The organism is Pseudomonas sp. C1C7 (assembly GCF_013359595.1).
In the GTDB taxonomy this organism is placed as follows: Bacteria; Pseudomonadota; Gammaproteobacteria; order Pseudomonadales; family Pseudomonadaceae; genus Aquipseudomonas.
The window spans coordinates 268,364-291,118 of record NZ_JABFMP010000002.1 but is presented as its reverse complement, the minus strand read 5'-3'; the positions used below and the strand labels follow the sequence as shown (position 1 = coordinate 291,118).

At 62.7% G+C, this 22,755-nt stretch carries 23 protein-coding genes and 1 pseudogene; 20 read left to right on the top strand and 4 right to left on the bottom strand.

Annotation, left to right across the window (positions count from 1 at the left end; translation table 11 throughout):
* Positions 1-153 precede the first annotated feature (153 nt).
* The 4 genes from cobJ to cobG are packed head-to-tail and all read right to left on the bottom strand — an operon-like array spanning position 154 to position 4,517.
* On the bottom strand, positions 154-1,845 hold the full coding sequence (cobJ, locus tag HNO86_RS02900) for a precorrin-3B C(17)-methyltransferase (protein WP_175375523.1): 1,692 nt from the start codon (positions 1,843-1,845) through the stop codon (positions 154-156).
* Positions 1,845-2,576, bottom strand: coding sequence for a precorrin-2 C(20)-methyltransferase (locus HNO86_RS02895; RefSeq protein WP_175375560.1), 732 nt, complete (start codon positions 2,574-2,576; stop codon positions 1,845-1,847). Before HNO86_RS02895 ends, cobJ begins: the two co-directional genes overlap by 1 nt.
* Positions 2,576-3,202: a precorrin-8X methylmutase gene (locus tag HNO86_RS02890; protein ID WP_007937188.1), complete on the bottom strand. Its 627-nt coding sequence runs from the start codon at positions 3,200-3,202 to the stop codon at positions 2,576-2,578. Before HNO86_RS02890 ends, HNO86_RS02895 begins: the two co-directional genes overlap by 1 nt.
* Complete coding sequence (cobG, locus tag HNO86_RS02885) at positions 3,195-4,517, bottom strand: precorrin-3B synthase (RefSeq protein WP_175375522.1); 1,323 nt, start codon at positions 4,515-4,517, stop codon at positions 3,195-3,197. The genes HNO86_RS02890 and cobG overlap by 8 nt, the downstream gene beginning before the upstream one ends.
* Positions 4,518-4,722: 205 nt before the next feature.
* Here cobG and HNO86_RS02880 point away from each other — a divergent pair, with 205 nt between their 5' ends.
* From HNO86_RS02880 to HNO86_RS02785, 20 genes and pseudogenes are all read left to right on the top strand, one after another.
* Positions 4,723-5,364 (top strand): hypothetical protein, encoded by a 642-nt coding sequence (locus HNO86_RS02880; RefSeq protein WP_175375521.1) that lies wholly within the window; start codon positions 4,723-4,725, stop codon positions 5,362-5,364.
* A gap of 147 nt (positions 5,365-5,511) precedes the next feature.
* Entirely contained in the window at positions 5,512-6,723 is a 1,212-nt protein-coding gene (cbiE, locus tag HNO86_RS02875; RefSeq protein WP_175375520.1) for a precorrin-6y C5,15-methyltransferase (decarboxylating) subunit CbiE, read from the top strand.
* Between the two features lie 40 nt (positions 6,724-6,763).
* The gene (locus HNO86_RS02870) at positions 6,764-7,492 is read left to right on the top strand and encodes a cobalt-precorrin-6A reductase (RefSeq protein WP_175375519.1); all 729 of its coding nucleotides are present in this window, start codon (positions 6,764-6,766) and stop codon (positions 7,490-7,492) included.
* Positions 7,493-7,852: 360 nt separating this feature from the next.
* Positions 7,853-8,251 carry a DUF2946 domain-containing protein gene (locus HNO86_RS02865; RefSeq protein ID WP_175375518.1) on the top strand — a complete coding sequence of 133 codons (399 nt, stop codon included), beginning with the start codon at positions 7,853-7,855 and terminating at the stop codon, positions 8,249-8,251.
* A 48-nt stretch (positions 8,252-8,299) separates the two neighbouring features.
* Positions 8,300-8,779 (top strand): copper chaperone PCu(A)C, encoded by a 480-nt coding sequence (locus tag HNO86_RS02860; RefSeq protein WP_175375517.1) that lies wholly within the window; start codon positions 8,300-8,302, stop codon positions 8,777-8,779.
* Positions 8,780-8,800: 21 nt separating this feature from the next.
* The gene (locus HNO86_RS02855; protein ID WP_175375516.1) at positions 8,801-9,238 is read left to right on the top strand and encodes a DUF2946 domain-containing protein; all 438 of its coding nucleotides are present in this window, start codon (positions 8,801-8,803) and stop codon (positions 9,236-9,238) included.
* Between the two features lie 48 nt (positions 9,239-9,286).
* Complete coding sequence (locus tag HNO86_RS02850; protein WP_175375515.1) at positions 9,287-10,666, top strand: PepSY domain-containing protein; 1,380 nt, start codon at positions 9,287-9,289, stop codon at positions 10,664-10,666.
* A 204-nt stretch (positions 10,667-10,870) separates the two neighbouring features.
* Positions 10,871-11,408: pseudogene (locus tag HNO86_RS02845) on the top strand (ABC transporter ATP-binding protein); the annotation flags it as partial.
* Between the two features lie 247 nt (positions 11,409-11,655).
* Positions 11,656-12,603 carry an ABC transporter substrate-binding protein gene (locus HNO86_RS02840; RefSeq protein ID WP_175375513.1) on the top strand — a complete coding sequence of 316 codons (948 nt, stop codon included), beginning with the start codon at positions 11,656-11,658 and terminating at the stop codon, positions 12,601-12,603.
* On the top strand, positions 12,600-13,610 hold the full coding sequence (locus HNO86_RS02835) for an iron ABC transporter permease (protein WP_175375512.1): 1,011 nt from the start codon (positions 12,600-12,602) through the stop codon (positions 13,608-13,610). Before HNO86_RS02840 ends, HNO86_RS02835 begins: the two co-directional genes overlap by 4 nt.
* 323 nt (positions 13,611-13,933) lie before the next feature.
* Positions 13,934-15,199: an urea ABC transporter substrate-binding protein gene (urtA, locus tag HNO86_RS02830; protein WP_175375511.1), complete on the top strand. Its 1,266-nt coding sequence runs from the start codon at positions 13,934-13,936 to the stop codon at positions 15,197-15,199.
* A gap of 161 nt (positions 15,200-15,360) precedes the next feature.
* Positions 15,361-16,863 (top strand): urea ABC transporter permease subunit UrtB, encoded by a 1,503-nt coding sequence (gene urtB, locus HNO86_RS02825; protein ID WP_175375510.1) that lies wholly within the window; start codon positions 15,361-15,363, stop codon positions 16,861-16,863.
* A complete protein-coding gene (gene urtC / locus HNO86_RS02820) occupies positions 16,863-17,972 on the top strand; it encodes an urea ABC transporter permease subunit UrtC (RefSeq protein ID WP_175375509.1) in 1,110 nt (369 codons plus the stop codon). The genes urtB and urtC overlap by 1 nt, the downstream gene beginning before the upstream one ends.
* Positions 17,969-18,838 carry an urea ABC transporter ATP-binding protein UrtD gene (urtD, locus tag HNO86_RS02815; protein ID WP_175375508.1) on the top strand — a complete coding sequence of 290 codons (870 nt, stop codon included), beginning with the start codon at positions 17,969-17,971 and terminating at the stop codon, positions 18,836-18,838. Before urtC ends, urtD begins: the two co-directional genes overlap by 4 nt.
* 140 nt (positions 18,839-18,978) lie before the next feature.
* Positions 18,979-19,677 (top strand): urea ABC transporter ATP-binding subunit UrtE, encoded by a 699-nt coding sequence (gene urtE, locus HNO86_RS02810; protein WP_175375507.1) that lies wholly within the window; start codon positions 18,979-18,981, stop codon positions 19,675-19,677.
* A gap of 226 nt (positions 19,678-19,903) precedes the next feature.
* Entirely contained in the window at positions 19,904-20,743 is an 840-nt protein-coding gene (locus HNO86_RS02805) for an urease accessory protein UreD (RefSeq protein ID WP_175375506.1), read from the top strand.
* 203 nt (positions 20,744-20,946) lie between these two features.
* Complete coding sequence (gene ureA, locus HNO86_RS02800; protein ID WP_175375505.1) at positions 20,947-21,249, top strand: urease subunit gamma; 303 nt, start codon at positions 20,947-20,949, stop codon at positions 21,247-21,249.
* 9 nt (positions 21,250-21,258) lie between these two features.
* Positions 21,259-21,792, top strand: a complete 534-nt coding sequence (locus tag HNO86_RS02795; protein WP_175375504.1) for a GNAT family N-acetyltransferase — start codon at positions 21,259-21,261, stop codon at positions 21,790-21,792.
* A gap of 6 nt (positions 21,793-21,798) precedes the next feature.
* Positions 21,799-22,332: a GNAT family N-acetyltransferase gene (locus HNO86_RS02790; RefSeq protein WP_175375503.1), complete on the top strand. Its 534-nt coding sequence runs from the start codon at positions 21,799-21,801 to the stop codon at positions 22,330-22,332.
* Entirely contained in the window at positions 22,332-22,637 is a 306-nt protein-coding gene (locus HNO86_RS02785) for an urease subunit beta (protein WP_175375502.1), read from the top strand. Before HNO86_RS02790 ends, HNO86_RS02785 begins: the two co-directional genes overlap by 1 nt.
* Positions 22,638-22,755 lie beyond the last annotated feature (118 nt).

Here is a 22,755-nt window from a genome sequence, read left to right as displayed (position 1 = left end):
TTTATTGAATAATTGGCGTTCCATCCAGGAACGGCAAAAACCTACTCCAACTTATCCAGAGCAGCAACTTCAACCAAATACAGCATATGTACGCGCGCAAACATAAACCGGATTGCCCAACAACTTGAGCAATCCGGTTTGTTCTAAAGATGATTATTGGATAGGCGTAAGTTTGTCGCCGTAACTGCGCGGCGTATAAACCCAAGGACGACCGTCGGCACGAGGAATTACCCGCGTCGTCGAAGACCCGATGATCACCATGGTCCGCATGTCCACCTGATCGACCGTCAGCTCACCCAGGGTGGTGACACGCAACGTCTGTCCCGGACGGCCAATGTCCCGCCCCAGCACCACCGGCGTTTGCGGCTCACGATGACGGACGACGATCTCCAGCGCCTGCCCCAGTTGCCATGGGCGCGAACGGGAGATCGGGTTGTAGAACGCCAGGGCCAGATCGGCCTGGGCCGCCAGATCCAGGCGCTTCTCGATGATCGACCAGGGCTTGAGGTTGTCCGACAGCGACAGCACACAGAAGTCGTGCCCCAGCGGCGCGCCGGCCTGGGCCGCGGTTGCCAGTGAAGCGGAGACGCCCGGCAGCATTTCCAGATCAACGCTGTGCCACGCCGGGTCAGAAGACTCATGAAGCGCCTCAAGCACGGCGGCTGCCATGGCGAAGACACCCGGATCGCCCGACGACACCACCACTACCGATCGCCCTTGGGCTGCCAGCTCAAAGGCATGGCGCGCCCGCTGCATTTCTTCGCGGTTATCGGTGCAGTGCAGTACCTGATCGTCGCGGAAGGGGCCGGCCATGCGCACGTAGGTTTCATAACCCAGCACATCATTGGCCCGCGCCAGCTCTGCCTTCACCGCCGGCACCATCAACTCGGCGGCACCCGGGCCAAGACCGACCACGGCCAGACGTCCGCGGGGGCGACCGATCTTCGCCAGGTCCAAGGGTTGTTCGGCGACCGCGATCGCAATTCGCTCATCACCCAGCATGGAAACCGGCTGCGGGATCGCCTTAGCCAGATCATCGCTGCCAAAGCGTAGCGGCACCCCCAGCTCGAGCGCAGCTTCATGCAGCTGCACGCTGGCCATTTCCGTATCCGCCGCCAGCAGACACGCCACCGATTGCACGGCGATCTGCGCCTGATGCAGCGCTTCGCGAATCGCCTTCGCCAGGCCCTCGGTCCCAGTGCTGACTGCAACCACCACGCTTCGTGGATAGATCAGCAATTCATTGGCCGACGGCAGGCGCTCGCCAGGACCGACATGCACCGCCAGCCGCGCCTCGGCATCCTCAGGCAACTGCGCCTGAGCCAACCAGGGCGCCGAGCCTTCGATGCGCACCGTTTCGCCAGCCAGCAAATCGGAGACAAAACGCTTGCCCAGTTCGAGGTCCGCCAACGCGTAGCCGCTCGGCGGGTTGAGCAGGCACGTACCGAAACGCAGCTCGCCGCTGGTGGTAATCGCAGCCGCCACGTTCAACCCGGCACCGATCTCCCGCGCCATGACGTTCACGCCGCCCAGGCCACCGAGCAGCGGAACCACTGCACTGCCATCTTCCGCCACAGCCAGTACCGGCGGCTCGGCGCCTTTTTCCAGCAGCAAGGGCGCGAGGGTGCGAATCACGATGCCCGCCGCGCACAGGGCGATGATGGGCGTGTCCTGCTGATAAAGCTCACGCAGAGTCGCGCCGAACTCGTGATAAACACGGTCCGCGCCATCGACCCGCCCCGCCAGCCCGTGGATCAGGGCACCGGGGTAAATCTGCGCGATCTTGCGTGCGGTGGCGAGGCTGCCATTGCCGAGAATGACAATCGCCGGGACTGGACGGGTCATCAGCCTTGCCACCTTTCGCCGGGAACGATGATCAACGAGAAGTACGGCGACGACATCGGCTCGACCTCATCCAGCGGGACGATTTTCTGGTTGGCCATGGTCGCGCGCTCGACGTACAGCGCCCGCTCGGCCAGACCCAGTTCCTCCAGTACCTGACGCACCTTGGGAAAGTTGCGGCCCAGTTTCATGATCACCGCGGCATCGGCATCGGCCAGGCGACGCTTGAGTTCGTCGTGGGGCAGTACGCCGGACAACACCGACAGGCTCTGGTTGCGATACACCAGCGGCGCGCCGAGCACCGAAGCGCCGCCGAGCATCGAGCACACGCCCGGCACCACTTCGGCCTGATAGCGCTCGGCGAGCCGGTCGTGCAGGTACATGTAGGAACCGTAGAAGAACGGATCGCCCTCGCAGATCACCGCCACGTCGCGGCCCGCGTTCAGATGTTCGGCCAGTTGCTCGCTGGCGGTGTCGTAGAAATCGCTGATCACCTGCTCGTAGGACAGCGGCGCCGGCAGCACTTCGGTGGTCACCGGGTAAACCAGCGGCAGCAGGGTCTGCGCATCCTGCAGGTGCGCCTCGATGATGCCGAACGCATTGCCCTTCTTGCCCTTGGCGACGAAGTACGCCACCACCGGCGATTCGCGCAGCAGGCGCAGGGCCTTGACGGTAATCAGTTCCGGATCACCAGGGCCCACGCCGAGGCCGATCAAACGTCCAGGTTGCTGCATCATTCGATCTCCGTGGCGAGGGCATTGACGGCAGCGGCGGCCATGGCGCTACCGCCCAGGCGACCCTGCATGATGACGAAAGGTACGCCACGGCTGTCCGCCGCGAGCATGGCCTTGGATTCGGCGGCGCCGACGAAGCCTACCGGGAAGCCGAGGATCAGCGCCGGTTTCGGCGCGCCGGCGTCGAGCATTTCCAGCAGGTAGAACAGCGCGGTCGGCGCATTGCCGATCACCACCACGCTGCCTTCCAGATGCGGGCGCCACAGTTCCAGCGCGGCGGCGGAACGGGTGTTGCCCAGTTCGCGGGCAAGCTCGGGCACGCTGTCATCACGCAGGGTGCAGATGACCGGGTTGTTGGCCGGCAAGCGCGCGCGGGTCACGCCTTCGGAGACCATCCGCGCATCGCACAGAATCGGCGCACCGGCGGCCAGCGCATCGCGCCCGGCCTTGCCCGCGCCTTCGGAAAACTGCAAACCGTCGATGGCCTCGACCATGCCGCAGGCGTGAATCACCCGCACCGCGAGTTTTTCCAGATCGGCCGGGATTCGCGCCAGGTTGGCCTCGGCGCGAATGATCGCGAAGGAGTTGCGATAGATCTCCTGACCGTCGCGGATGTAATCAAGCATCGAAGGGGCTCCGTGAGCGGGCGTCGAGCAGGGCCGCGACCGCTTCAATAGTAAGGTTGCGTGCGTGCAGCGTGCCGAAGCCGGCCTGCGCTGCGTCGCGAAAATATAGATCGTAGTGGCCGGGCGCGACGGCCAGCAGCGTGGCCGGCGCGGTGTGCGCGGCGGCGCAGGAACGCGGGCAGCCGCTCAGGTGCACGCTCAGTGCCAGGCCGTGGCGGTGCAGCAGTGCGGCCAGTTGCAAGGCGTCGCCTTTGGTCTCGGCCGAGCTTTTGCCGCAGCCGTTGGAGCCGGTGCAAGCGATCATCCGTGTCAGCGCCTGGTCGGCGTGGCACAGCAGGCCCAGTTGTTCCAGGCGCTGGATGACCTGCACGCAGTGCTCTTCGGGGATGTTGGGCAGCAGCAGGCTTTGCCAGGGGGTAAGTCGCAGGGTGCCGTCGCCGAAGGTTTCGGCCAGTTGTGCCGCACCGCGCAGTGTTGCGGGGTCGAGGCGTCCCAAAGGCGGCACCGCGCCCACATAGGCGAGGCCGGTCTCAGACTGGGAATGAGCGCCGATGTGCAGAACGCCGGGGTCAGCAATGCGCCGCCAATCCGTCACAGCCTGAATGGACACGCGCTCGGACAATCGCACCCGCAGATTTTCGAGGGTTTGCTCGGCCAGCAAATGACGCATCCGCGTTTGCTCGGGACGCGCGAGTTCCAGGAACAACTCAAGCACCGCGACCACCAGGGCATGACCGTCTTCGAGCGCGACGGAACCTGCGGGCGCCTCTGTCGGGCAGCCGGCCAGGCCGAATGCCAGGCGCAACTCGCCCTCTCGTGCAAAGGTCGAGAGCCACAGGTCATGGGGATGTTCGAGCATGGCCAGGGCCTCGCCGCCATCGAGTTGCACGGCAAACTTGGCGCTGAGGTCGTGAAAGCGTTCGTCGCCTTGCAGCGTGGCGAGAATCTGCCCGGCCAGCGGCCGGGTGTCGATCAGCCGCTGGCGATCGATGCCGGCGGCGGGGCTGAGCATCAGGTTGCGCACGTCATCACTGGCGGCGTTGCGCGGCCCCAGATCGGCGGCGAGCAGGCTGTCGATCAGGGCGCTCTGTTCGCTGCCGATCCCGCGAATCTGCAGATTGGCGCGGTTGGTCGCCTCGATCACACCACCGGCATGGCGCTCGGCAGCATCGGCCACCACGACGGCCTGCCGCGCACTGATCGCGCCACCGGTGAGTTTGACCCGGCAGATACCCCCATCCAGTGCCCGGACGATACGCAACAACCCGGGACAGGCCGTAGGACGCAAAGGGTTGGATGTCTGAGGAGCGCTCACAGGATGACCGGTACGAAATGAAGGGCAGCATTATGCCTGCTTTGTCCGCCGGGATGAAAAGCCCGCGGCACTTGGCGACGAATAGTGCGCTGCAACAATCACTGACAGCCCGAATCAATTCGCCAAATTGCTCTCGTTTGAAGCCGGTGAATCAGCCTGTACTTTTTGCCGGCAAGACTTCACTTCATATATCTCGGAGCAACTCATGGACAGCAAGCATTCAAATGGAATTTTGACCGGGCACAATCTGGTTTCCTGTATCGACGAACTTTCACCGCAGGATTATCTCGACCTCAGTCACTGCACGCAGATCGCCACCCGCTCGGCGGACATGGTCAGCAGCCGGTTTGCCGACTCGGCGGCGTGGCTGAACGAATACGTCTCGGCCCTGAATTTTTTGGGCTGGTCGGTGTTTCAGGATGCCATTCACACTCGCACCCGTTACGACGTGTCTAGCAGCGTGGCGGAGTATCTGGTCAAGAGCGCCCACGGCATGCAGGACAACCGCCAGGGCAACGCGATGATCGACACCCTCGACGCGCTGAAGCCCGACAAACCGGCGCTGAGCTCGCTGGATGAGGAAAGTTTGATGGGCGAACGTTTTCAGGTGATTCCAGCGCGATATGACGCGAAGGGTTTTCTGGAGATAGCGGTGTTCAATCTTGAATTGGTGGCGGACACGAGGAAGAGCAGTTTTCTGTTCTTGAGTCTGGAGAAGCAGGAGGCGAAGATCATTCAGAGCCGGGCTTTTCTCAAGTTGGACAAGCGTGTTCTTGAAACAAACAGGACGCTGCTTGAAAAAAAGTGTCGTGAGCTTGTGATGAAGCGGTTCGACCTGCGCAGATAGCCGACCACATACCTGTGGCGAGGGGATACCCCAAGCCATCCGAGTCTGGGCCCACTACAATTTCGGCGGATGCCTTTCCCTCCACGCTATGATGCGCGGCCGCCAGCGCGGCGATGACTTGGCTTCGATACAGAAAAGAGGAACAGCATGACCCCCTGGCTGACAGTGATAGGCATTGGCGAAGACGGCTTCAAGGGGCTCGGCAAAAATGCGCGGCACGCTCTGCTCAAGGCGTCGCGGATCGTTGGCGCGCAGCGGCAGCTGGATCTGTTGCCGGTCTGCCTCCGTGGCGAGCGGCAATTGTGGCCCAGTCCCTTTTCTCTTGAGCCGGTGCTGGCCCGTCGTGGCGAATCGGTCTGTGTTTTGGCCAGTGGCGATCCGATGTTCTTCGGCGTCGGCGCCAGCCTTGCGCGACAAGTCGCCAGCGACGAAATGCTGATCCTGCCTGCGCCTTCTTCCTGCTCGCTGGCCGCCGCCCGCATGGGTTGGCCGCTGCAAGACGTGGTCACCCTGTCGGTGGTGGCCCGTCCTGTCGCCGCGCTCAATGCCCAGTTGGCAAGCGGCCAGCGTCTGCTGGTGCTGAGCAATGACGGCAGCAGCCCCGCCGCCGTTGCCGCACTGCTGCGCGAGCGCGGTTTCGGCCCGAGCCGCCTGTCCGTGCTCGAACACCTGGGCGGTGAAGCCGAACGGCGGATCGACGGCACCGCCAGCGACTGGAGTGACGGCGCCGTTGCCGATTTGAACCTGATCGCCATCGACTGCATTGCCGACCCCGGAGCACCACGCCTGTCGCGCCTGGCCGGGTTGCCGGACAGCGCGTTCAAGCACGATGGCCAACTGACCAAACGCGATGTGCGGGCAATCACCCTCGCCCGCCTCGCACCGACGCCCGGAGAACTGTTGTGGGACGTCGGCGCCGGCAGCGGCTCGATCGGCATCGAATGGATGCGCGCCCACCCGAGCTGCCGGGCCCTGGCTATCGAGTCCGACGACGGGCGCCAGCAATTGATCGAACACAACCGCGAAGCCCTCGGTGTGCCCGGCCTGCAATTGATCCGCGGCCGCGCCCCGCAAGCCCTTGAGGACCTGGAGCGCCCGGACGCCATCTTCATTGGCGGCGGCGTCACCCGCGAAGGTGTACTGGACAGCTGCTGGAGCGCCCTGAAACCCGGCGGCCGACTGATCGCCAACGCAGTCACGCTGCAAAGCGAAATGACCCTGATGGCCTGGCGCGAAAAACACGGTGGCGAGCTGACGCGTATCCATATCGCCCAGGCGCAACCGTTGGGCGACTTCGACACCTGGCGCCAGGCATTGCCGATCACCGTTCTGGACCTGACCAAACCGCTCGCGCCCTGACCCGTCCTACAGACGGCATGCCCCCCGTCGGAGATTTTCAATGAAGCGCATTCTGTTGCTGGGCGGTGTGACCGAGGCACTGGCCATCGCCCGAACCCTCGGCCCTGAACACATCTACAGCCTGGCCGGTATCGGTCGGGTGCCGACGGATCTGAGCTGTCAGGTACGTGTCGGCGGTTACGGCGGTGCCGAAGGCCTGGCGCAGTTCATTCGCGACGAGCGTATCGAACTGCTGCTCGACGCCACCCACCCCTACGCTGCGAAAATCAGCCACAACGCCGCACAGGCCGCACACCTGAGCGGCATCCCCTGCTGGGCCCTGCGCCGCCCGGCGTGGCAGCCACAGGCCGGAGACGACTGGCGCGAAGTCAGCGACTGGCCCGAACTGATCGAAGCCCTCAAACCCTTCCACCGCCCGCTGTTCACCCTCGGCCGCGAGCCCCTGCAGCATCTCGACGAAATCCCCGCGAACCAGTTCTGGACCCTGCGCGCCCTGGACGTATACCCCGGCAACGAGCGCTGCGAAGTCATCGGCGCCCGCGGCCCTTTCCTGATCGACGACGAACGCGCCCTGTTCCAGCGGCGCCAGATCGACGTGTTGATCAGCAAAAACAGCGGCAGCGCCGCGACGGAGCCGAAGCTGGAAGTGGCACGCGAGCGTGGGGTGCCAGTGTTGGTGTTGAAGCGGCCGGTTTTGCCGGTGGTTGAGCGGGAGTTCGGATCGGTACATGACCTGTTGGCCGCACTCGCAGCACAAACCACCACATAACCTGTAGCCGCTGGCGAAGCCTGCGCCCGACTGCGCAGCAGTCACCAGCCCTGCACACGCGGTGAGCCAGACAGATCCGGGCGCCTGACTTCACGACTGCTGCGCAGTCGGACGCAGCCTTCGGCAGCTGCTACAAAGGGGCGGCGTACAACACGCTCCCACAGGGTTCTGCGGTTGAGTCTGGAATCGGTGCAGGCAATTCTGAACAAAGCTCAACCAATACTGGCAATCTGCAATTCACCGCTATCATCTAAGCTATGGAAACGTTCTGCGACACCATACCGCACGGCGTTTTTTTACTTATCGGCATGGTCAGGCTAAATTGCCGCGCTTGACCACCCACTGAACCGGAACTGCCCCATGTCCCGTCAACGGCTTGCAATTGCCTGGATAGCCTGCTTCGCAGTGCTGTTCAATTTGCTCGCCATGCCGATGAGTGGTGCGATGTCGCAGTCGACGAAATCTCCGGTCGAGCAGTTGTTGTGGGGCAGTTTCTGTACGTCCGGCGGCAGCAAGATGGTGGCGATATCCCTGGGGGATATCGAGCAGAAGGCGCCGCAAGGCGACGATCATTCCAACATGCAGCATTGTTGGTGCTGTTCCGGCTCGGCGCCAGTGGTGGCGCTGCCCGGGCATGTACCGCAGCTGTATTTCGCGCAGTTCGAGTCCAATCGAAGCCTGCCTCCCGCCTCACTCGATACACCGACACCCCGCCAGCAATGGCCCAGCCTGAACCCCCGCGCCTCCCCTCTGGTGTGATTCCTACCCGCAATTGATCTGCGTCTCGAATCACTCTGGAGAACCATCATGCTGAACAAACTCATCGTTATGGCCGCCCTGTTGCTGCCTGCCTGCTTTGCCAATGCCCACGAATACAAGGCCGGGGAACTGGAGATCGCGCATCCGTGGTCCCAGGAACTGCCGCCCAACGCGCCGAACGTCGCGGCTTATTTCGTGATCCACAACGAAGGCAAGACAGCCGACCGCCTGCTCAGCGTCGACTCGCCGATTTCCGGCGACGCGCAATTGCATGAGCACGTGATGCAGAACGACGTGATGAAGATGCAGCACGTTCCAGCCGTGGATATCCCCGCTGGCGGCGAGGTGACCTTTGCCCCCATGGCCTATCACGTGATGCTGCTGAACCTGAAAGACCGCAGCCTGCTGACCGACGGTAAACGCTTCCCGATGACCCTGCACTTCGAGAAAGCCGGCGACGTGAAGGTTGAGGTGGTGGTGCAGAAGCAGGCGCCACAAGACGGCGAAAAACACGCCCACGCCCAGTAACCGACAGAGCAGACAACGCTCATGCGCCCGCTTAGCGCCAGGTCATGCAGCCCCCGTCGTCAGTCATCGAGCCTGACACGCGGCAGCTGGATCAGCCTGTTCGCCATGTTGATGATCTTCATCGGCCCGCTGGTTTCCCAGTCGATGCCGATGGACTCGCACGCCACGACCATGGCCATGAGCATGTCGATGGACATGCCGGCGATGGATCACGCCGAGCACGACGCGCAACCCGATGCCGAACACTGCCCGCCCCACGCCGGCCATCATGCCCTGTGGGAAAAATGCGGTTATTGCAGCCTGTTGTTCAACTGCCCGGCCCTGACCGGCGGCGCGTCCTTCACGGCATTCGACACGCCACCGGCAAGCACCTACACAACACCCTCCCCCCGCCTGGGCCATGCCCGGACAGCCTTCTTTCCCGGCGCCCGCACCCGCGCCCCGCCGATCAACACGTAATCCCGCGCCCCATAACTAAAAGATCCAAGCTTTCGCGGAGCACACGTGATGAAACAGCCCAAAGTGAATTTCTACAATCTCGCCTGGCGCTGGCATTTCTATGCCGGCCTGTTCGTGGCGCCATTCATGGTGATGCTGGCCCTGACCGGCACCATTTACCTGTTCAAGCCTCAACTCGATTCATTGATGTACAGCAGCCTGCTGAACGTACCGGCCGGCCATCACACCATCCCCGCCGATGATTTGCTCAAGCGCGTGAAAGACGCCTATCCGCAAGGCACGATCAAACAGTACCTGCCACCGGTCGACGCCGAACGCAGCGCACAGTTCGTCGTGCTCGACAGCGGCAAGGAGCTGAACGTATTTCTTGATCCCTACCACGGCGACATCCTCGGCGAACAGGACGCGAAGAAGAACCTGCAGGCCATCGCCCGGGCGATTCACGGCGAGTTGATGATCGGCACCGTCGGCGACCGCCTGGTGGAAATGGCCGCCGGCTGGGGTGTGGTGCTGGTGGTGTCCGGGGTCTTCCTGTGGTGGCCGCGCGGTCAGGCCGCCGGCATTTTGTGGCCGCGCCTGAGCAGCCGCGGACGGGTGCTGTGGCGTGATTTGCATGCCGTCACCGGCTTCTGGGGCGCTTCGCTGCTGCTGGTGATGCTGCTCAGCGGCATGACCTGGACCGGCTTCTGGGGTGCGCAATACGCCGCGGTGTGGAACGTCTTCCCGGCAGCGATGTGGGACAACGTGCCCAAGTCCGATGTCGAAGCGCGCAGCCTCAACGAAGCCCACCGCCAGACCGTGCCTTGGGCCATGGAAAACACGCCGATGCCGATGTCCGGCGACCATGCCGAGCACATGAGTCACGATGGAGCACACGCCGGTCCCGCGGCGCCGACCATCCGCCTGCAGGATGTGCAGAACATCGCCACCCGGAGCAAGGTCGAACCGGGTTACAGCATCACGATGCCGACCACCGCCACCGGTGTGTTCACCATCGCGGTATTCGCCGATGACCCGCGCAACGACGCCACCCTGCATGTCGATCAGTACAGCGGCAAGGTCCTGGCCGATGTGCGTTTCGAGCAATACGGCACCGTCGCCCGCGCCACGGAAATCGGCGTGATGCTGCATGAAGGCAAGATGTTCGGTGTGGTCAATCAGATCATCGTGCTGCTGATCTGCCTGATGATTCTGCTCAGCGCCGTCAGCGGCGTGGTGATCTGGTGGAAGCGTCGCCCGCAAGGCAAGTTCGGCGTGCCGCCACTGCGTCATGACCTGCCGAAATGGAAAACCGCGATGGTGATCATGTTCGCCCTGGCAGTGGCCTTCCCGCTGGTGGGGGCTTCGCTGGTGGTGGTCTGGGTGCTCGACAAGCTGCTGCTGTCGCGCTTCACCCGGCAAACTGAGAGCGCTTCAACTTCATCATGAAACAGGCGAGATGCGCGGCACTTGATGAGCTGTAAACTCCCCCGCGCATCACCCTGACAATTTAGTGCTGCCAATACCGCCATCGCGGGCAAGCCTTGCTCCCACAGGGTTTGTGTCGAACGCAATTGTTGTGTTTGACATAAAACCTGTGGGAGCAGGGCTTGCCCGCGATGAGGCCATCATCTGCACCTCAAGAGCAACTGCATGACCTCGCTGAACCTCACAAACCTCACTTGGTCTCCCTTGGGCCACGGCCACTGTCATCATCAATTCCAGCTGCGTGATGCCTCGCTGCAGGTGGCCGCCGGTGAATTCGTCGGCTTGATCGGGCCGAACGGCAGCGGCAAGACCAGCCTGCTGCGTTGCGCCTGGCGTTTCAGCAAACCGGAAAGCGGCAAGGTCATGCTTGATCATCACAACGTCTGGCAACACGCCTCACGCTGGTGCGCGCAACGGATCGCCGTGGTATTGCAGGAGTTTCCCGAGGCCTTTGGCCTGACCGTAGAAGAGGTGGTCGCCATGGGGCGCACGCCGCACAAAGGCCTGTTTGACGGCGACACCCTCGAAGACCGAAATCTCGTGACCCAGGCGCTGGATTCCGTTGGCCTGAAGGGCTTCGAAGACCACGCTTTCTCCCCCCTCTCCGGCGGCGAGAAACAGCGCGTGATCCTCGCCCGCGCCCTGGCCCAGCAGCCTCAACTGCTGATCCTCGACGAACCGACCAACCACCTCGACCCGCGTTATCAGCTGGAGCTGTTGCAGCTGGTCAAACGCCTGAAGATCGGCACCCTGGCGAGCATTCACGACCTCAATCTAGCCGCCGCCTTCTGTGATCGACTGTATGTGATCGACCACGGCCGCATCGTTGCCAGCGGCTCACCGAAAGACGTTCTGACCACCGCGTTGCTGCGCAATGTATTCGGTGTCGATGCCCTGATCGATGAGCACCCCTTGCACGGCTACCCAAGAATTACCTGGATAACCCAACCATGATTTTGCGTTTCCTGCTCAACCTTTCCCTGTTGCTGGGCAGCGCCCAAGCCTTTGCCGAGGCGACGCACTACCCGCTGACGATCCAGAGCTGCAACCGCGAAGTGACCTTCCAACAGGCACCGAAACACGCGGTCAGCCACGACATCAACATGACCCAGATGATGCTCGCCCTCGGACTCAAGCCGCAGATGGCCGGCTACAGCGGCGTGTCCGGCTGGAAGTCTGTAACGCCGCAAATGCACAGCATCCTCGACGGCTTGCCGGAGCTGGCGGCCAAGTACCCGTCGGTGGAAACCCTGCTCGATGCCAACGTCGACTTCTTCTTCGCCGGCTGGGATTACGGCATGCGCGTGGGTGGCGATCTCACGCCGCAGACCCTGCAACCGCTGGGCATCAACGTCTACGAATTGACCGAGTCCTGCGCCTTCGTGATGAAGCGCCCACCAGCCACGCTGGAGGACACTTACAACGACCTGCGCAACCTCGGGAAAATCTTCGACGTGCAGGATCGCGCCAATGCCCTGATCAGCCAGATGCAGATGCAAGTCGCAGTGGTTGGCAAAAACCTGCCCGCCGACAAGCCACGGGTGTTCCTGTACGACAGCGGCGAAGACCGCGCCATGACCTCGGGTCGCCTGGGCATGCCACAAGCGCTGATCGATGCCGCTGGCGGACGCAACGTGCTTGACGATGTCGAGGCGAGCTGGACCCGGGTCAACTGGGAGAACGTGGTCGAACGCAATCCGCAGGTGATCGTGATCGTCGATTACGGTGAAGTGAGCGCCGAACAGAAAATTGAATTCCTGCGCAACAACAAAGCGCTGCAATCGGTGGATGCGATCAGGCACCAGCGCTTTATCGTGATCCCCTACGTACAAGCCACGCCCGGGATCGACAATGTGCTGGCGGTGCAAACCCTCGCCAAGGGTTTCCACGGCGGATGATCGATCGTCGCTATACGTTGTTACTGATGGCCCTCGGCGCGCTGTTGCTGGTGTCGTGTGTGGTGTCGCTGGGTTTTGGTCCGGCGCGGGTGCCGGTGGACGTGGTCTGGCGAATACTGCTGCACAAGCTGTTCGGTTTCGGCGTGCCCGACTGGAGCGCCGGACAGGAGCACATTGTCTGGCTGATCCGTGTGCCGCGCATGCTGCTCGGTGCACTGGTCGGTGCCGGATTGGCGTTGATCGGTGCGGTGCTGCAAGCCGTAACGCGCAACCCGCTGGCTGATCCGCACTTGCTCGGCGTCACCTCTGGCGCGACCCTGGGCGCGGTGATCGTGGTGCTGCATGTGGGGGAAATCGTCGGCCTGCTGACCTTGCCCATCGCCGCCTTCATCGGTGCCCTGTTGAGCATGCTGATGGTATTGCTAATCGCCAGTCGCCATGGCCGCCTGGACAGTGATCGTCTGCTGCTATGCGGCGTGGCGGTGTCGTTCGTGATGATGGCGATTGCCAACCTGTTGCTGTTTCTCGGCGATCACCGCGCCAGCTCCGCGGTGATGTTCTGGATGCTCGGCGGTCTCGGGCTGGCGCGCTGGGAATTGCTCGCCGTACCGGCTGTCAGTGTATTGCTCGGCTTGGTCTTGCTGCTGGGTATGGCCAGGTCGTTGAACGCCTTGATGACGGGCGAACAGACGGCTGTGACGCTGGGGTTGAACGCTCGAACGGTGCGGTTGTGGGTGTTTGTGATTGCCTCGCTGATGACTGGAGTGCTTGTGTCCATCAGCGGCTCCATCGGTTTTGTCGGGCTGATGGTGCCGCATATTGCGCGGCGGCTGGTCGGAGCCGAACACCGTCGACTGCTGCCAGTGTGCGTATTGATCGGCAGCCTGTTTCTCGTTTGGGTAGACGTTGCCGCACGAACGATGATCGCCCCGGAAGACTTGCCCATCGGTGTTGCCACCGCCGCCATCGGCGGTCTGTTCTTCATCGGTCTGATGCGTCGCCGCTGATACATACGTCTCAGAACCTGTGGGAGCAGGCTTGTCCGCGATGAGGCCGGCATGTCCGACATCATCGTCACAGACCCACCGCCATCGCGGGCAAGCCCGCTCCCACAGGTTACATGCAAGCCGACAGATCTGCGCCCCAACGTGGCGCAGCGCGGCGCACCACTGCACCGACCTCGTCCCTTCATGGTGCGCCGCCCACCCGCACAACCGCTCTAAACCGGCACTTCAACACCTTCTCAAAACCGGGCACAGCCCTTGCTAAAGACCCTTCAGTCGTCCGCATCTGCCAACCAGAAAAATTAAACGTTCATGGAGATCGCACAATGAAGCGTCGCAGTTTGATCAAGGCTTTCACGCTCTCGGCCAGCATTGCCGCAATGGGGTTGACCTGGACTGTCCAGGCCGCCGAAACCATCAAGGTCGGGATTCTGCATTCGTTGTCCGGGACCATGGCGATCTCCGAAACGTCGCTCAAGGACATGGCCTTGATGACCATCGACGAGATCAACGCCAAGGGTGGCGTCAACGGCAAGATGCTGGAGCCTGTGGTCGTGGACCCGGCCTCGAACTGGCCGCTGTTCGCCGAGAAAAGCCGGCAGTTGCTGACCCAGGACAAGGTCGCGGTGGTGTTCGGTTGCTGGACCTCCGTGTCGCGCAAATCGGTGCTGCCGGTGTTCGAGGAACTCAACGGCCTGCTGTTCTACCCGGTGCAGTACGAAGGCGAAGAGATGTCGCCGAACGTGTTCTACACCGGCGCCGCGCCGAACCAGCAGGCTATCCCGGCCGTGGAATACCTGATGAGTGAGGAAGGCGGCGGCGCCAAGCGCTACTTCCTGCTGGGCACCGACTACGTCTACCCGCGCACCACCAACAAGATCCTGCGCTCGTTCCTGCATTCCAAGGGCGTGGCCGACAAGGACATCGAAGAGGTCTACACCCCGTTCGGCCACAGCGACTATCAAACCATCGTCGCCAACATCAAGAAGTTCTCGGCCGGCGGCAAGACCGCGGTCATCTCCACGGTCAACGGCGACTCCAACGTGCCGTTCTACAAAGAGCTGGCCAACCAGGGCCTGAAGGCCACAGACGTTCCGGTGGTGGCGTTCTCGGTGGGCGAAGAAGAACTGCGCGGCATCGACACCAAGCCGCTGGTGGGCAACCTTGCGGCGTGGAACTACTTCGAGTCGGTGGAGAATCCGGTGAACAAGAAGTTCGTCGATGACTGGAAGGCCTACGCGAAGAAACACAACCTGCCGGGCGCCGACAAAGCGGTGACCAACGATCCGATGGAAGCCACCTACGTGGGCATTCACATGTGGGCGCAGGCGGCGGAAAAAGCCAAGTCCACCGACGTCGACAAGGTCCGCGAAGCCCTCGCCGGCCAGACCTTCGCCGCCCCGTCGGGCTACACCCTGACCATGGACAAGACCAACCATCACCTGCACAAGCCGGTGATGATCGGCGAGATTCAGGCCGACGGTCAGTTCAACGTCGTCTGGCAGACCGAAGGGCCGCTGCGCGCCCAGCCGTGGAGCCCGTTCATCCCGGGTAACGACAAGAAGCCGGAGTATGCGGTGAAGAGCAACTGAGCCATTGGATGTCGGGTGTGAACACCGTGCTCATGCCCGACACAATTCCCTGTGGGAGCTGGCTTGCCAGCGATGGCATCACCTCGGTACATCAAACACACCGAGTCGCCTGCATCGCTGGCAAGCCAGCTCCCACAATGTCCGCGTCAAGGCGACTGTCTATGTCCACTGCCCTTTATCGCTTCATTCTTGCCATCGCACTTTTGCTGCCGATGGCCACTTTTGCGGGCGACGCCGAAGACTTCGTCGCCGCCAACCCCACCCAGCAAGCCAGACTCCTGGAAGCCTGGGCCGCACAACCCGACCCTGCGCGCATCGAACTGATCAACGCCCTGCAACAAGGCGAAATGACCGTCGATGGCCAGCCGAAAACCCTGCGTCTGAACAACCGCCTGCGCGGTCTGATCGACACTGCCCTGGCCAGCCACCAGTTGCTCGCCGCCGACGCCAAACTGCGTCTGGCCGCCGCGCAGCAATTGCAGAAAAGCGCGAAACCCGCGCAGCTGAAATTCCTCGACCGGCAACTCGCCGGCGAAACCGATGAAAACGTCCACGCCGCCCTGAGCCTGGCCCTGGCCAATCTGCAACTGGTGGACGCCGACCCGGCGATACGTCTTGCCGCCGTGCGCCTGCTCGGCGAAACCGGTGACCCGCTCGCCCGCACCCGCCTCGAAAGCCTGCTGGAACCCGGCGCCGAAACCGACGCCACTGTGCGCACCGCCGTGGAAACCAGCCTCGCCCAGGTCAAACGCAAACTGCTGATGGGCGAACTCCTCGGCCAGGCTTTCAGCGGCATGTCTCTGGGTTCGATCCTGTTGCTCGCCGCTCTGGGTCTGGCGATCACCTTCGGCCTGCTCGGGGTGATCAACATGGCCCACGGCGAGATGCTGATGCTCGGCGCCTACACAACCTACGTGGTGCAGCTGATGTTCCAGCGCTTCGCCCCACAGGCCATCGAGTTCTATCCGTTGATCGCGCTGCCCGTGGCGTTCTTCGTCACCGCCGCCATCGGCATGGCGCTGGAGCGCACGGTGATTCGTCACCTCTACGGTCGTCCCCTGGAAACCCTGCTCGCCACCTGGGGCATCAGCCTGATGCTGATTCAGCTGGTGCGCCTGGTGTTCGGCGCGCAGAACGTCGAGGTGGCCAACCCGGCGTGGCTGTCGGGCGGGATTCAGGTGCTGCCCAACCTGGTGCTGCCGTACAACCGCATCGTCATCATCGCCTTCGCCCTGTTTGTCGTGGTGCTGACCTGGCTGTTGCTGAACAAGACCCGCCTGGGCCTGAACGTGCGCGCGGTCACCCAGAACCGCAACATGGCCGCCTGCTGCGGCGTGCCCACCGGGCGCGTCGACATGCTCGCCTTCGGCCTCGGCTCGGGCATCGCCGGCCTCGGTGGCGTGGCGCTGAGCCAGATCGGCAACGTCGGCCCGGACCTCGGCCAGAGCTACATCATCGACTCGTTCCTGGTGGTGGTGCTCGGTGGTGTCGGTCAATTGGCCGGTAGCGTGTTCGCGGCCTTCGGGCTGGGCATCGCCAACAAGTTTCTCGAACCGCAGATCGGTGCCGTACTCGGCAAGATCCTCATCCTCGCGCTGATCATTCTGTTCATCCAGAAACGTCCGCAAGGTCTCTTCGCACTCAAGGGAAGGGTGATCGACTGATGAATCAGCCTCTATTGGTCACGGCCACGCAAAAGGCCGGCCCCAAAGTCACCATAGCCGTCGGCGTCGTAGTCCTCGCCTTGTTGCTGGCGTTGCCACTGCTGTCGCTGTTGCCGGCGGACAGCGCGCTGCATGTTTCGGCCTACACCCTGACGCTGGTGGGCAAGATCCTTTGTTATGCCATCGTCGCCCTGGCGCTGGACCTGGTCTGGGGATACGCAGGTCTCCTGTCCCTCGGCCACGGCCTGTTCTTCGCCCTCGGCGGTTACGCGATGGGCATGTACCTGATGCGCCAGGCGTCGGGCGATGGCTTGCCGGCGTTCATGACATTCCTGTCGTGGACCGAGTTGCCTTGGTACTGGACGGGTACCAGCAGCTTTCTCTGGGCCATGTGCCTGGTGGTCCTGGCACCGGGGTTGCTGGCGCTGGTGTTCGGTTTCTTCGCCTTCCGCTCGCGGATCAAGGGCGTGTATTTCTCGATCATGACTCAGGCCCTGACCTTCGCCGCAATGCTGCTGTTCTTTCGCAACGAGACCGGGTTTGGCGGTAACAACGGCTTCACCAATTTCCGCACGATTCTCGGCTTCGGCATCGCCGAACCGGGCACCCGCGCGGTGCTGTTCCTGGCCACGGTGTTGTTGCTGGTGACCAGCCTGTACATCGGCTGGCGTCTTGCACAGAGCAAGTTCGGCCGAGTGCTGACGGCCCTGCGCGACGCGGAGAATCGCCTGATGTTCTGCGGCTACGACCCGCGGGGCTTCAAGCTGTTCGTGTGGGTGTTGAGTGCGGTGTTGTGCGGTCTGGCCGGCGCGCTGTACGTGCCGCAGGTGGGCATCATCAACCCGAGTGAAATGTCACCGACCAACTCCATCGAAGCCGCCGTCTGGGTGGCACTCGGCGGTCGCGGCACCCTGATCGGGCCGCTGCTCGGCGCAGGCGTGGTCAACGGCATGAAGAGCTGGTTCACCGTGGCCTTCCCCGAATACTGGCTGTTCTTCCTCGGTGCGTTGTTCATCGTCGTGACCCTGTACCTGCCTAAAGGCGTGATCGGTCTGTTGAAAAAGCGGCCTTTGGAAAAGCGGCCTTTGGAAAAGAGAGGTGAACAATGAGAACCCTGGCCACCGGTGAGTTCATGCTCGAACCGGTCTTTTATCCACCGCAGCCGAACAAGGATGCGGGCAGCAGTCGCGATGCCATCGGCCTCGGCCAGCGCGTCGGTCCCGGCCTGGATACGCGTCACGGCACCATCCTGACCCTGGAAGACATCAGCGTCAGCTTCGACGGTTTCAAGGCGCTCAATGATTTGAACCTGTACATCGGCGTCGGCGAGCTGCGCTGCATCATCGGCCCCAATGGCGCAGGCAAGACCACACTGATGGACGTGATCACCGGCAAGACTCGCCCCAGCCAAGGCAAGGCCTGGTTCGGCGAAACCCTGGACCTGACGCAGATGAGCGAAGTGCAAATCGCTCAGGCCGGCATCGGCCGCAAGTTCCAGAAGCCAACGGTGTTCGAGGCCCTGAGCGTGTTCGAGAACTTGGAGCTGGCGCAGAAAACCGACAAGTCGGTGTGGGCCAGTCTGCGGGCTCGCCTGAGTGGTGAACAGAAAGATCGCATCAGCGACGTGCTGGAGACCATTCGCCTGGGCACCTCGGTCAATCGCCCGGCCGGCCTGCTCTCCCACGGGCAGAAGCAGTTCCTGGAAATCGGCATGTTGCTGATGCAGGACCCGCAACTGCTGCTGCTCGACGAACCGGTGGCAGGCATGACCGACGCCGAGACTGAATTCACCGCCGAGCTGTTCAAGTCCCTGGCGGGCAAGCATTCGCTGATGGTGGTGGAACACGACATGGGCTTCGTCGGCTCGATTGCCGACCACGTCACCGTGTTGCACCAGGGCAGCGTGCTGGCCGAAGGGTCGCTGGAACAGGTGCAGGACAATGAGCGGGTGATCGAGGTTTATCTCGGTCGCTGAGATTTGCGAACACAAAAACTGTGGGAGCTGGCTTGCCAGCGATGGGGCCGGCACCCGCAACATGAATGTTGGCTGATCCACCGCGATCGCTGGCAAGCCAGCTCCCACAGGGTTCTGCGTGGAACAGAAGGAATTTTGACATGCTGCAAGTCGAAAAACTGCACCAATACTACGGCGGAAGCCACATCCTGCGCGGCCTGAGCTTCGACGTGAAGGTCGGCGAAGTCACCTGCCTGCTCGGGCGCAACGGCGTGGGCAAGACCACCCTGCTCAAGTGCCTGATGGGCCTGTTGCCCGCCAGGGAAGGCGCGGTGAACTGGGAGGGCAAGCCTATCACCAGCTTCAAGCCACACCAACGGGTCCACGCCGGGATCGCCTACGTGCCCCAGGGCCGGGAAATCTTCGGCCGGCTGACCGTGGAAGAAAACCTGCTGATGGGCCTGTCGCGCTTTCCCGGCAGCGAAGCCAAGGAAGTCCCGGCCTTCATCTACGAGCTGTTCCCGGTGCTGCTGCAGATGAAACACCGACGCGGCGGCGACCTGTCCGGCGGCCAACAACAGCAACTCGCCATCGGCCGCGCACTGGCCAGCCGCCCGCGCCTGCTGATCCTTGATGAACCTACCGAGGGCATCCAGCCGTCGGTGATCAAGGAGATCGGCGCGGTGATCAAGAAACTCGCAGCCCGGGGCGACATGGCGATTCTGCTGGTGGAGCAGTTTTATGATTTCGCGGCGGAACTGGCTGACCAGTATCTGGTGATGTCCCGTGGTGAAATCGTGCAGCAGGGGCGTGGTGAAAACATGGAAACCGAGGGTGTGCGCGGGCTGGTCACGATCTAAGCTCGTGAACCATTTTGTTGCATCACACACCGCAAGACGCCTCGTTCTGGTGCACCCAAAGATCAGCAGCCATCCTCCCGCCCAAGCCAAACCACGATCCCTGTAGCAGCTGGCGAAGCCTTCGCAGCCGGACGCAGGCTTCGCCAGCTGCTACAAGGGCATTCGCATTCCGGCCTGCGGCATAGCCTTTGCAACCGCTCGAACAAGCCCACCACAAGCACTCACCATGACTCTTCCCGCTTCCGGCGCCTTGTTCACCCCCAGCTGGCACGCCGAGCTGGATCTGGGCTACGCCCGATTCGGCGACAGCACGCGTCCGGTTCAGCGTCGGCACAAGGGGCCGCTGCGGGTGCAGAAGCATCTGTATGCCGAAGGGCCCGAGGTGTGCCAGCACATCATCGTCCATCCGCCGGGCGGTATCGCCGGGGGTGATCGCCTGGACATTTCAGCCAGCGTCGGCCGCGACGCCTGGGCACAGATCACCAGCCCCGGCGCCGCCAAGTGGTATCGCGCCGCAAGCGCCGCGTATCAGCGCCTGGCCTTGAAAGTGGCGGCCGGTGCCACACTGGAATGGTTGCCTCAGGAGACGATCGTTTTCAGTGCAGCCCAGGCAGAGTTGCGCACCTGCATCGACCTTGAAGGCGATGCCCGGTTGTTCTATTGGGACGTGGTGGCCCTGGGTCGTCCGGCCAGCGGAGAACGCTTTGACAGCGGGCATTTTCAGGCACAGCTGGATATCCGCCGCAACGGTCGGTTGCTCTGGCATGAGCGTCAGCGCATTGTCGGCGGTGACGGGTTGCTCGACTCGCCCATTGGCCTGGACGGGCAGCCGGTGTTTGCGACCCTGTTGGTGACGGGCGAGATTGAGAGCGAACTGTTGGAACAGTGTCGTTCGCTGCCCAATGAGGTGCGTGGGGATCTGACTCAGTTGCCGGGGTTGCTGGTTGCCCGCTGCCTGGCCAGAGAGGCGCTGTTGGCGCGCGGCTGGTTGATTGAATTGTGGCGACTGCTCAGGCCGGCCCTGCTCGGCCGCGAAGCCGTCCCGCCGCGAATATGGAGCACCTGACATGCCGTTGCACACAATCGATGTAGCAGCTGGCGAAGCCTGCGTCCGGCTGCGAAGCAGCCGCAAAACATGAATGCGAGGTCTGCCTGAATCACCGCGTTGGCTGATTTCACGACTGCTTCGCAGCCGGACGCAGGCTTCGCCAGATGCTACAGAAAACGATTCGCTTACGATTTCTTATATGCCGAGATGGATTTTCAACGATGGACCTGACCCCACGTGAAAAAGACAAGCTGCTGATCTTCACCGCCGGCCTCGTGGCCGAGCGGCGGCTGGCTCGCGGTTTGAAGCTCAATTATCCGGAGGCCATGGCCTATATTTCCGCGGCGCTGCTCGAAGGCGCCCGTGACGGCCAGACCGTGGCCGAGCTGATGCACTACGGCACTACCCTGCTGGATCGCGATCAAGTAATGGAAGGCATCCCGGAAATGATCCCGGAGATCCAGGTCGAAGCCACCTTTCCCGACGGCACCAAACTGGTCACCGTCCATCAACCGATTGCCTGAGACACCCTCATGACCTACACCATCCGCGATGCCGTACCCGCCGATCTGCCGGCCCTGCGCGACATCTACAACGACGCCGTGCTCAACACCACCGCGATCTGGAACGAACAACCCGTGGACCTCGGCAACCGCCAGGCCTGGTTCGACGCCCGCCAGGCCCAGGCCTATCCGATCCTGGTGATCGTCGACGCTGAAAACACCGTGCTGGGCTACGCCTCCTTCGGCGACTGGCGGCCGTTCGAGGGCTTTCGCCACACGGTCGAGCACTCGGTCTACGTGCGCAGCGACCAGCGCGGCAACGGCCTGGGTCCCAAGCTGATGGACGTGCTGATCGAGCGCGCCAAAGGCTGCGGCAAACACGTGATGGTCGCCGCCATCGAAAGCGGCAACGCCGCGTCCATTCGCCTGCACGAGCGCATCGGTTTCATCACCACCGGGCAGATGCCGCAGGTCGGCATCAAGTTCGGTCGCTGGCTGGACCTGACCTTCATGCAACTGACCCTCAATCCTGGCGCCGAACCTCCACTGGCCAGCAAGGAGTGACACCCTATGAACCCCGCCCAACTGCGACGCGTCAATGTTGAAAGCTTTGCGCACTATCGTCAGGGTTTGATTGACCTGCTGCTCGATGCCGTCGGTTATGGCGCCAGCGTTGGCTTCATGGCCGATCTGGACGCCAACCAGGCCCATGCGTATTTCGATGAAGTCCAGGACAACCTGAAGAAAGGCCATGTGTTGCTTTGGGTGGTGGTCAAGGATGAACAGGTGCAGGCCAGCGTGCAGCTCGGTCTGTGCCAGAAAGCCAACGGCCTGAACCGTGCCGAAGTGCAGAAGATGCTGGTGCGCGAACACGCACGGCGCCGTGGCCTGGGTCAGCAGTTGATGGCGGCGCTGGAACAGGCGGCCCTGCAACACAAGCGCGGCATGCTCTATCTCGACACCGAGGCCGGCTCCCCCGCCGAAGATTTCTACAAGACGCTGGGCTACACCCGCGCCGGTGAAATCCCCGATTACGCCTGCGACCCCAACGGTCGCTACAAACCCACCGCGCTCTATTACAAGATTCTCCAGGGGGCCCATTGATGATTCCCGGTGAATATCAGATCCAGTCGGGCGACATCGAGCTCAATGCCGGCCGCCGCACCCTCAGCCTGACCGTCGCCAACAGTGGCGACCGGCCGATCCAGGTCGGTTCGCACTATCACTTTTTCGAAACCAACGACGCCCTGACGTTCGATCGCGCCGCCAGTCGCGGCATGCGCCTGAACATTCCCGCCGGCACCGCGGTGCGCTTCGAGCCGGGGCAGAGTCGGGAGGTGGAGCTGGTGGACCTGGCCGGGCATCGGCGGGTGTTCGGGTTTGCCGGGCGGGTCATGGGTGACCTTTAGGTTTTGCGTTGTCAGTACCGACCTCATCGCGGGCAAGCCCGCTCCCACAGTTGACCGCGCCCCCCTGTAGGAGCTGTCGAGCGCAGCGAGGCTGCGATAGCGAGTAATGCGAGCGGTC

Excerpts from the sequence above, each read along its gene's own strand:
- cobJ (WP_175375523.1), bottom strand. The coding sequence starts at position 1,845 with ATGACCCGTCCAGTCCCGGCGATTGTCATTCTCGGCAATGGCAGCCTC.
- HNO86_RS02895 (WP_175375560.1), bottom strand. The coding sequence starts at position 2,576 with ATGCAGCAACCTGGACGTTTGATCGGCCTCGGCGTGGGCCCTGGTGAT.
- HNO86_RS02890 (WP_007937188.1), bottom strand. The coding sequence starts at position 3,202 with ATGCTTGATTACATCCGCGACGGTCAGGAGATCTATCGCAACTCCTTC.
- HNO86_RS02880 (WP_175375521.1), top strand. The coding sequence starts at position 4,723 with ATGGACAGCAAGCATTCAAATGGAATTTTGACCGGGCACAATCTGGTT.
- cbiE (WP_175375520.1), top strand. The coding sequence starts at position 5,512 with ATGACCCCCTGGCTGACAGTGATAGGCATTGGCGAAGACGGCTTCAAG.
- HNO86_RS02870 (WP_175375519.1), top strand. The coding sequence starts at position 6,764 with ATGAAGCGCATTCTGTTGCTGGGCGGTGTGACCGAGGCACTGGCCATC.
- HNO86_RS02865 (WP_175375518.1), top strand. The coding sequence starts at position 7,853 with ATGTCCCGTCAACGGCTTGCAATTGCCTGGATAGCCTGCTTCGCAGTG.
- HNO86_RS02860 (WP_175375517.1), top strand. The coding sequence starts at position 8,300 with ATGCTGAACAAACTCATCGTTATGGCCGCCCTGTTGCTGCCTGCCTGC.
- HNO86_RS02855 (WP_175375516.1), top strand. The coding sequence starts at position 8,801 with ATGCGCCCGCTTAGCGCCAGGTCATGCAGCCCCCGTCGTCAGTCATCG.
- HNO86_RS02850 (WP_175375515.1), top strand. The coding sequence starts at position 9,287 with ATGAAACAGCCCAAAGTGAATTTCTACAATCTCGCCTGGCGCTGGCAT.
- HNO86_RS02840 (WP_175375513.1), top strand. The coding sequence starts at position 11,656 with ATGATTTTGCGTTTCCTGCTCAACCTTTCCCTGTTGCTGGGCAGCGCC.
- HNO86_RS02835 (WP_175375512.1), top strand. The coding sequence starts at position 12,600 with ATGATCGATCGTCGCTATACGTTGTTACTGATGGCCCTCGGCGCGCTG.
- urtA (WP_175375511.1), top strand. The coding sequence starts at position 13,934 with ATGAAGCGTCGCAGTTTGATCAAGGCTTTCACGCTCTCGGCCAGCATT.
- urtB (WP_175375510.1), top strand. The coding sequence starts at position 15,361 with ATGTCCACTGCCCTTTATCGCTTCATTCTTGCCATCGCACTTTTGCTG.
- urtC (WP_175375509.1), top strand. The coding sequence starts at position 16,863 with ATGAATCAGCCTCTATTGGTCACGGCCACGCAAAAGGCCGGCCCCAAA.
- urtD (WP_175375508.1), top strand. The coding sequence starts at position 17,969 with ATGAGAACCCTGGCCACCGGTGAGTTCATGCTCGAACCGGTCTTTTAT.
- urtE (WP_175375507.1), top strand. The coding sequence starts at position 18,979 with ATGCTGCAAGTCGAAAAACTGCACCAATACTACGGCGGAAGCCACATC.
- HNO86_RS02805 (WP_175375506.1), top strand. The coding sequence starts at position 19,904 with ATGACTCTTCCCGCTTCCGGCGCCTTGTTCACCCCCAGCTGGCACGCC.
- ureA (WP_175375505.1), top strand. The coding sequence starts at position 20,947 with ATGGACCTGACCCCACGTGAAAAAGACAAGCTGCTGATCTTCACCGCC.
- HNO86_RS02795 (WP_175375504.1), top strand. The coding sequence starts at position 21,259 with ATGACCTACACCATCCGCGATGCCGTACCCGCCGATCTGCCGGCCCTG.
- HNO86_RS02790 (WP_175375503.1), top strand. The coding sequence starts at position 21,799 with ATGAACCCCGCCCAACTGCGACGCGTCAATGTTGAAAGCTTTGCGCAC.
- HNO86_RS02785 (WP_175375502.1), top strand. The coding sequence starts at position 22,332 with ATGATTCCCGGTGAATATCAGATCCAGTCGGGCGACATCGAGCTCAAT.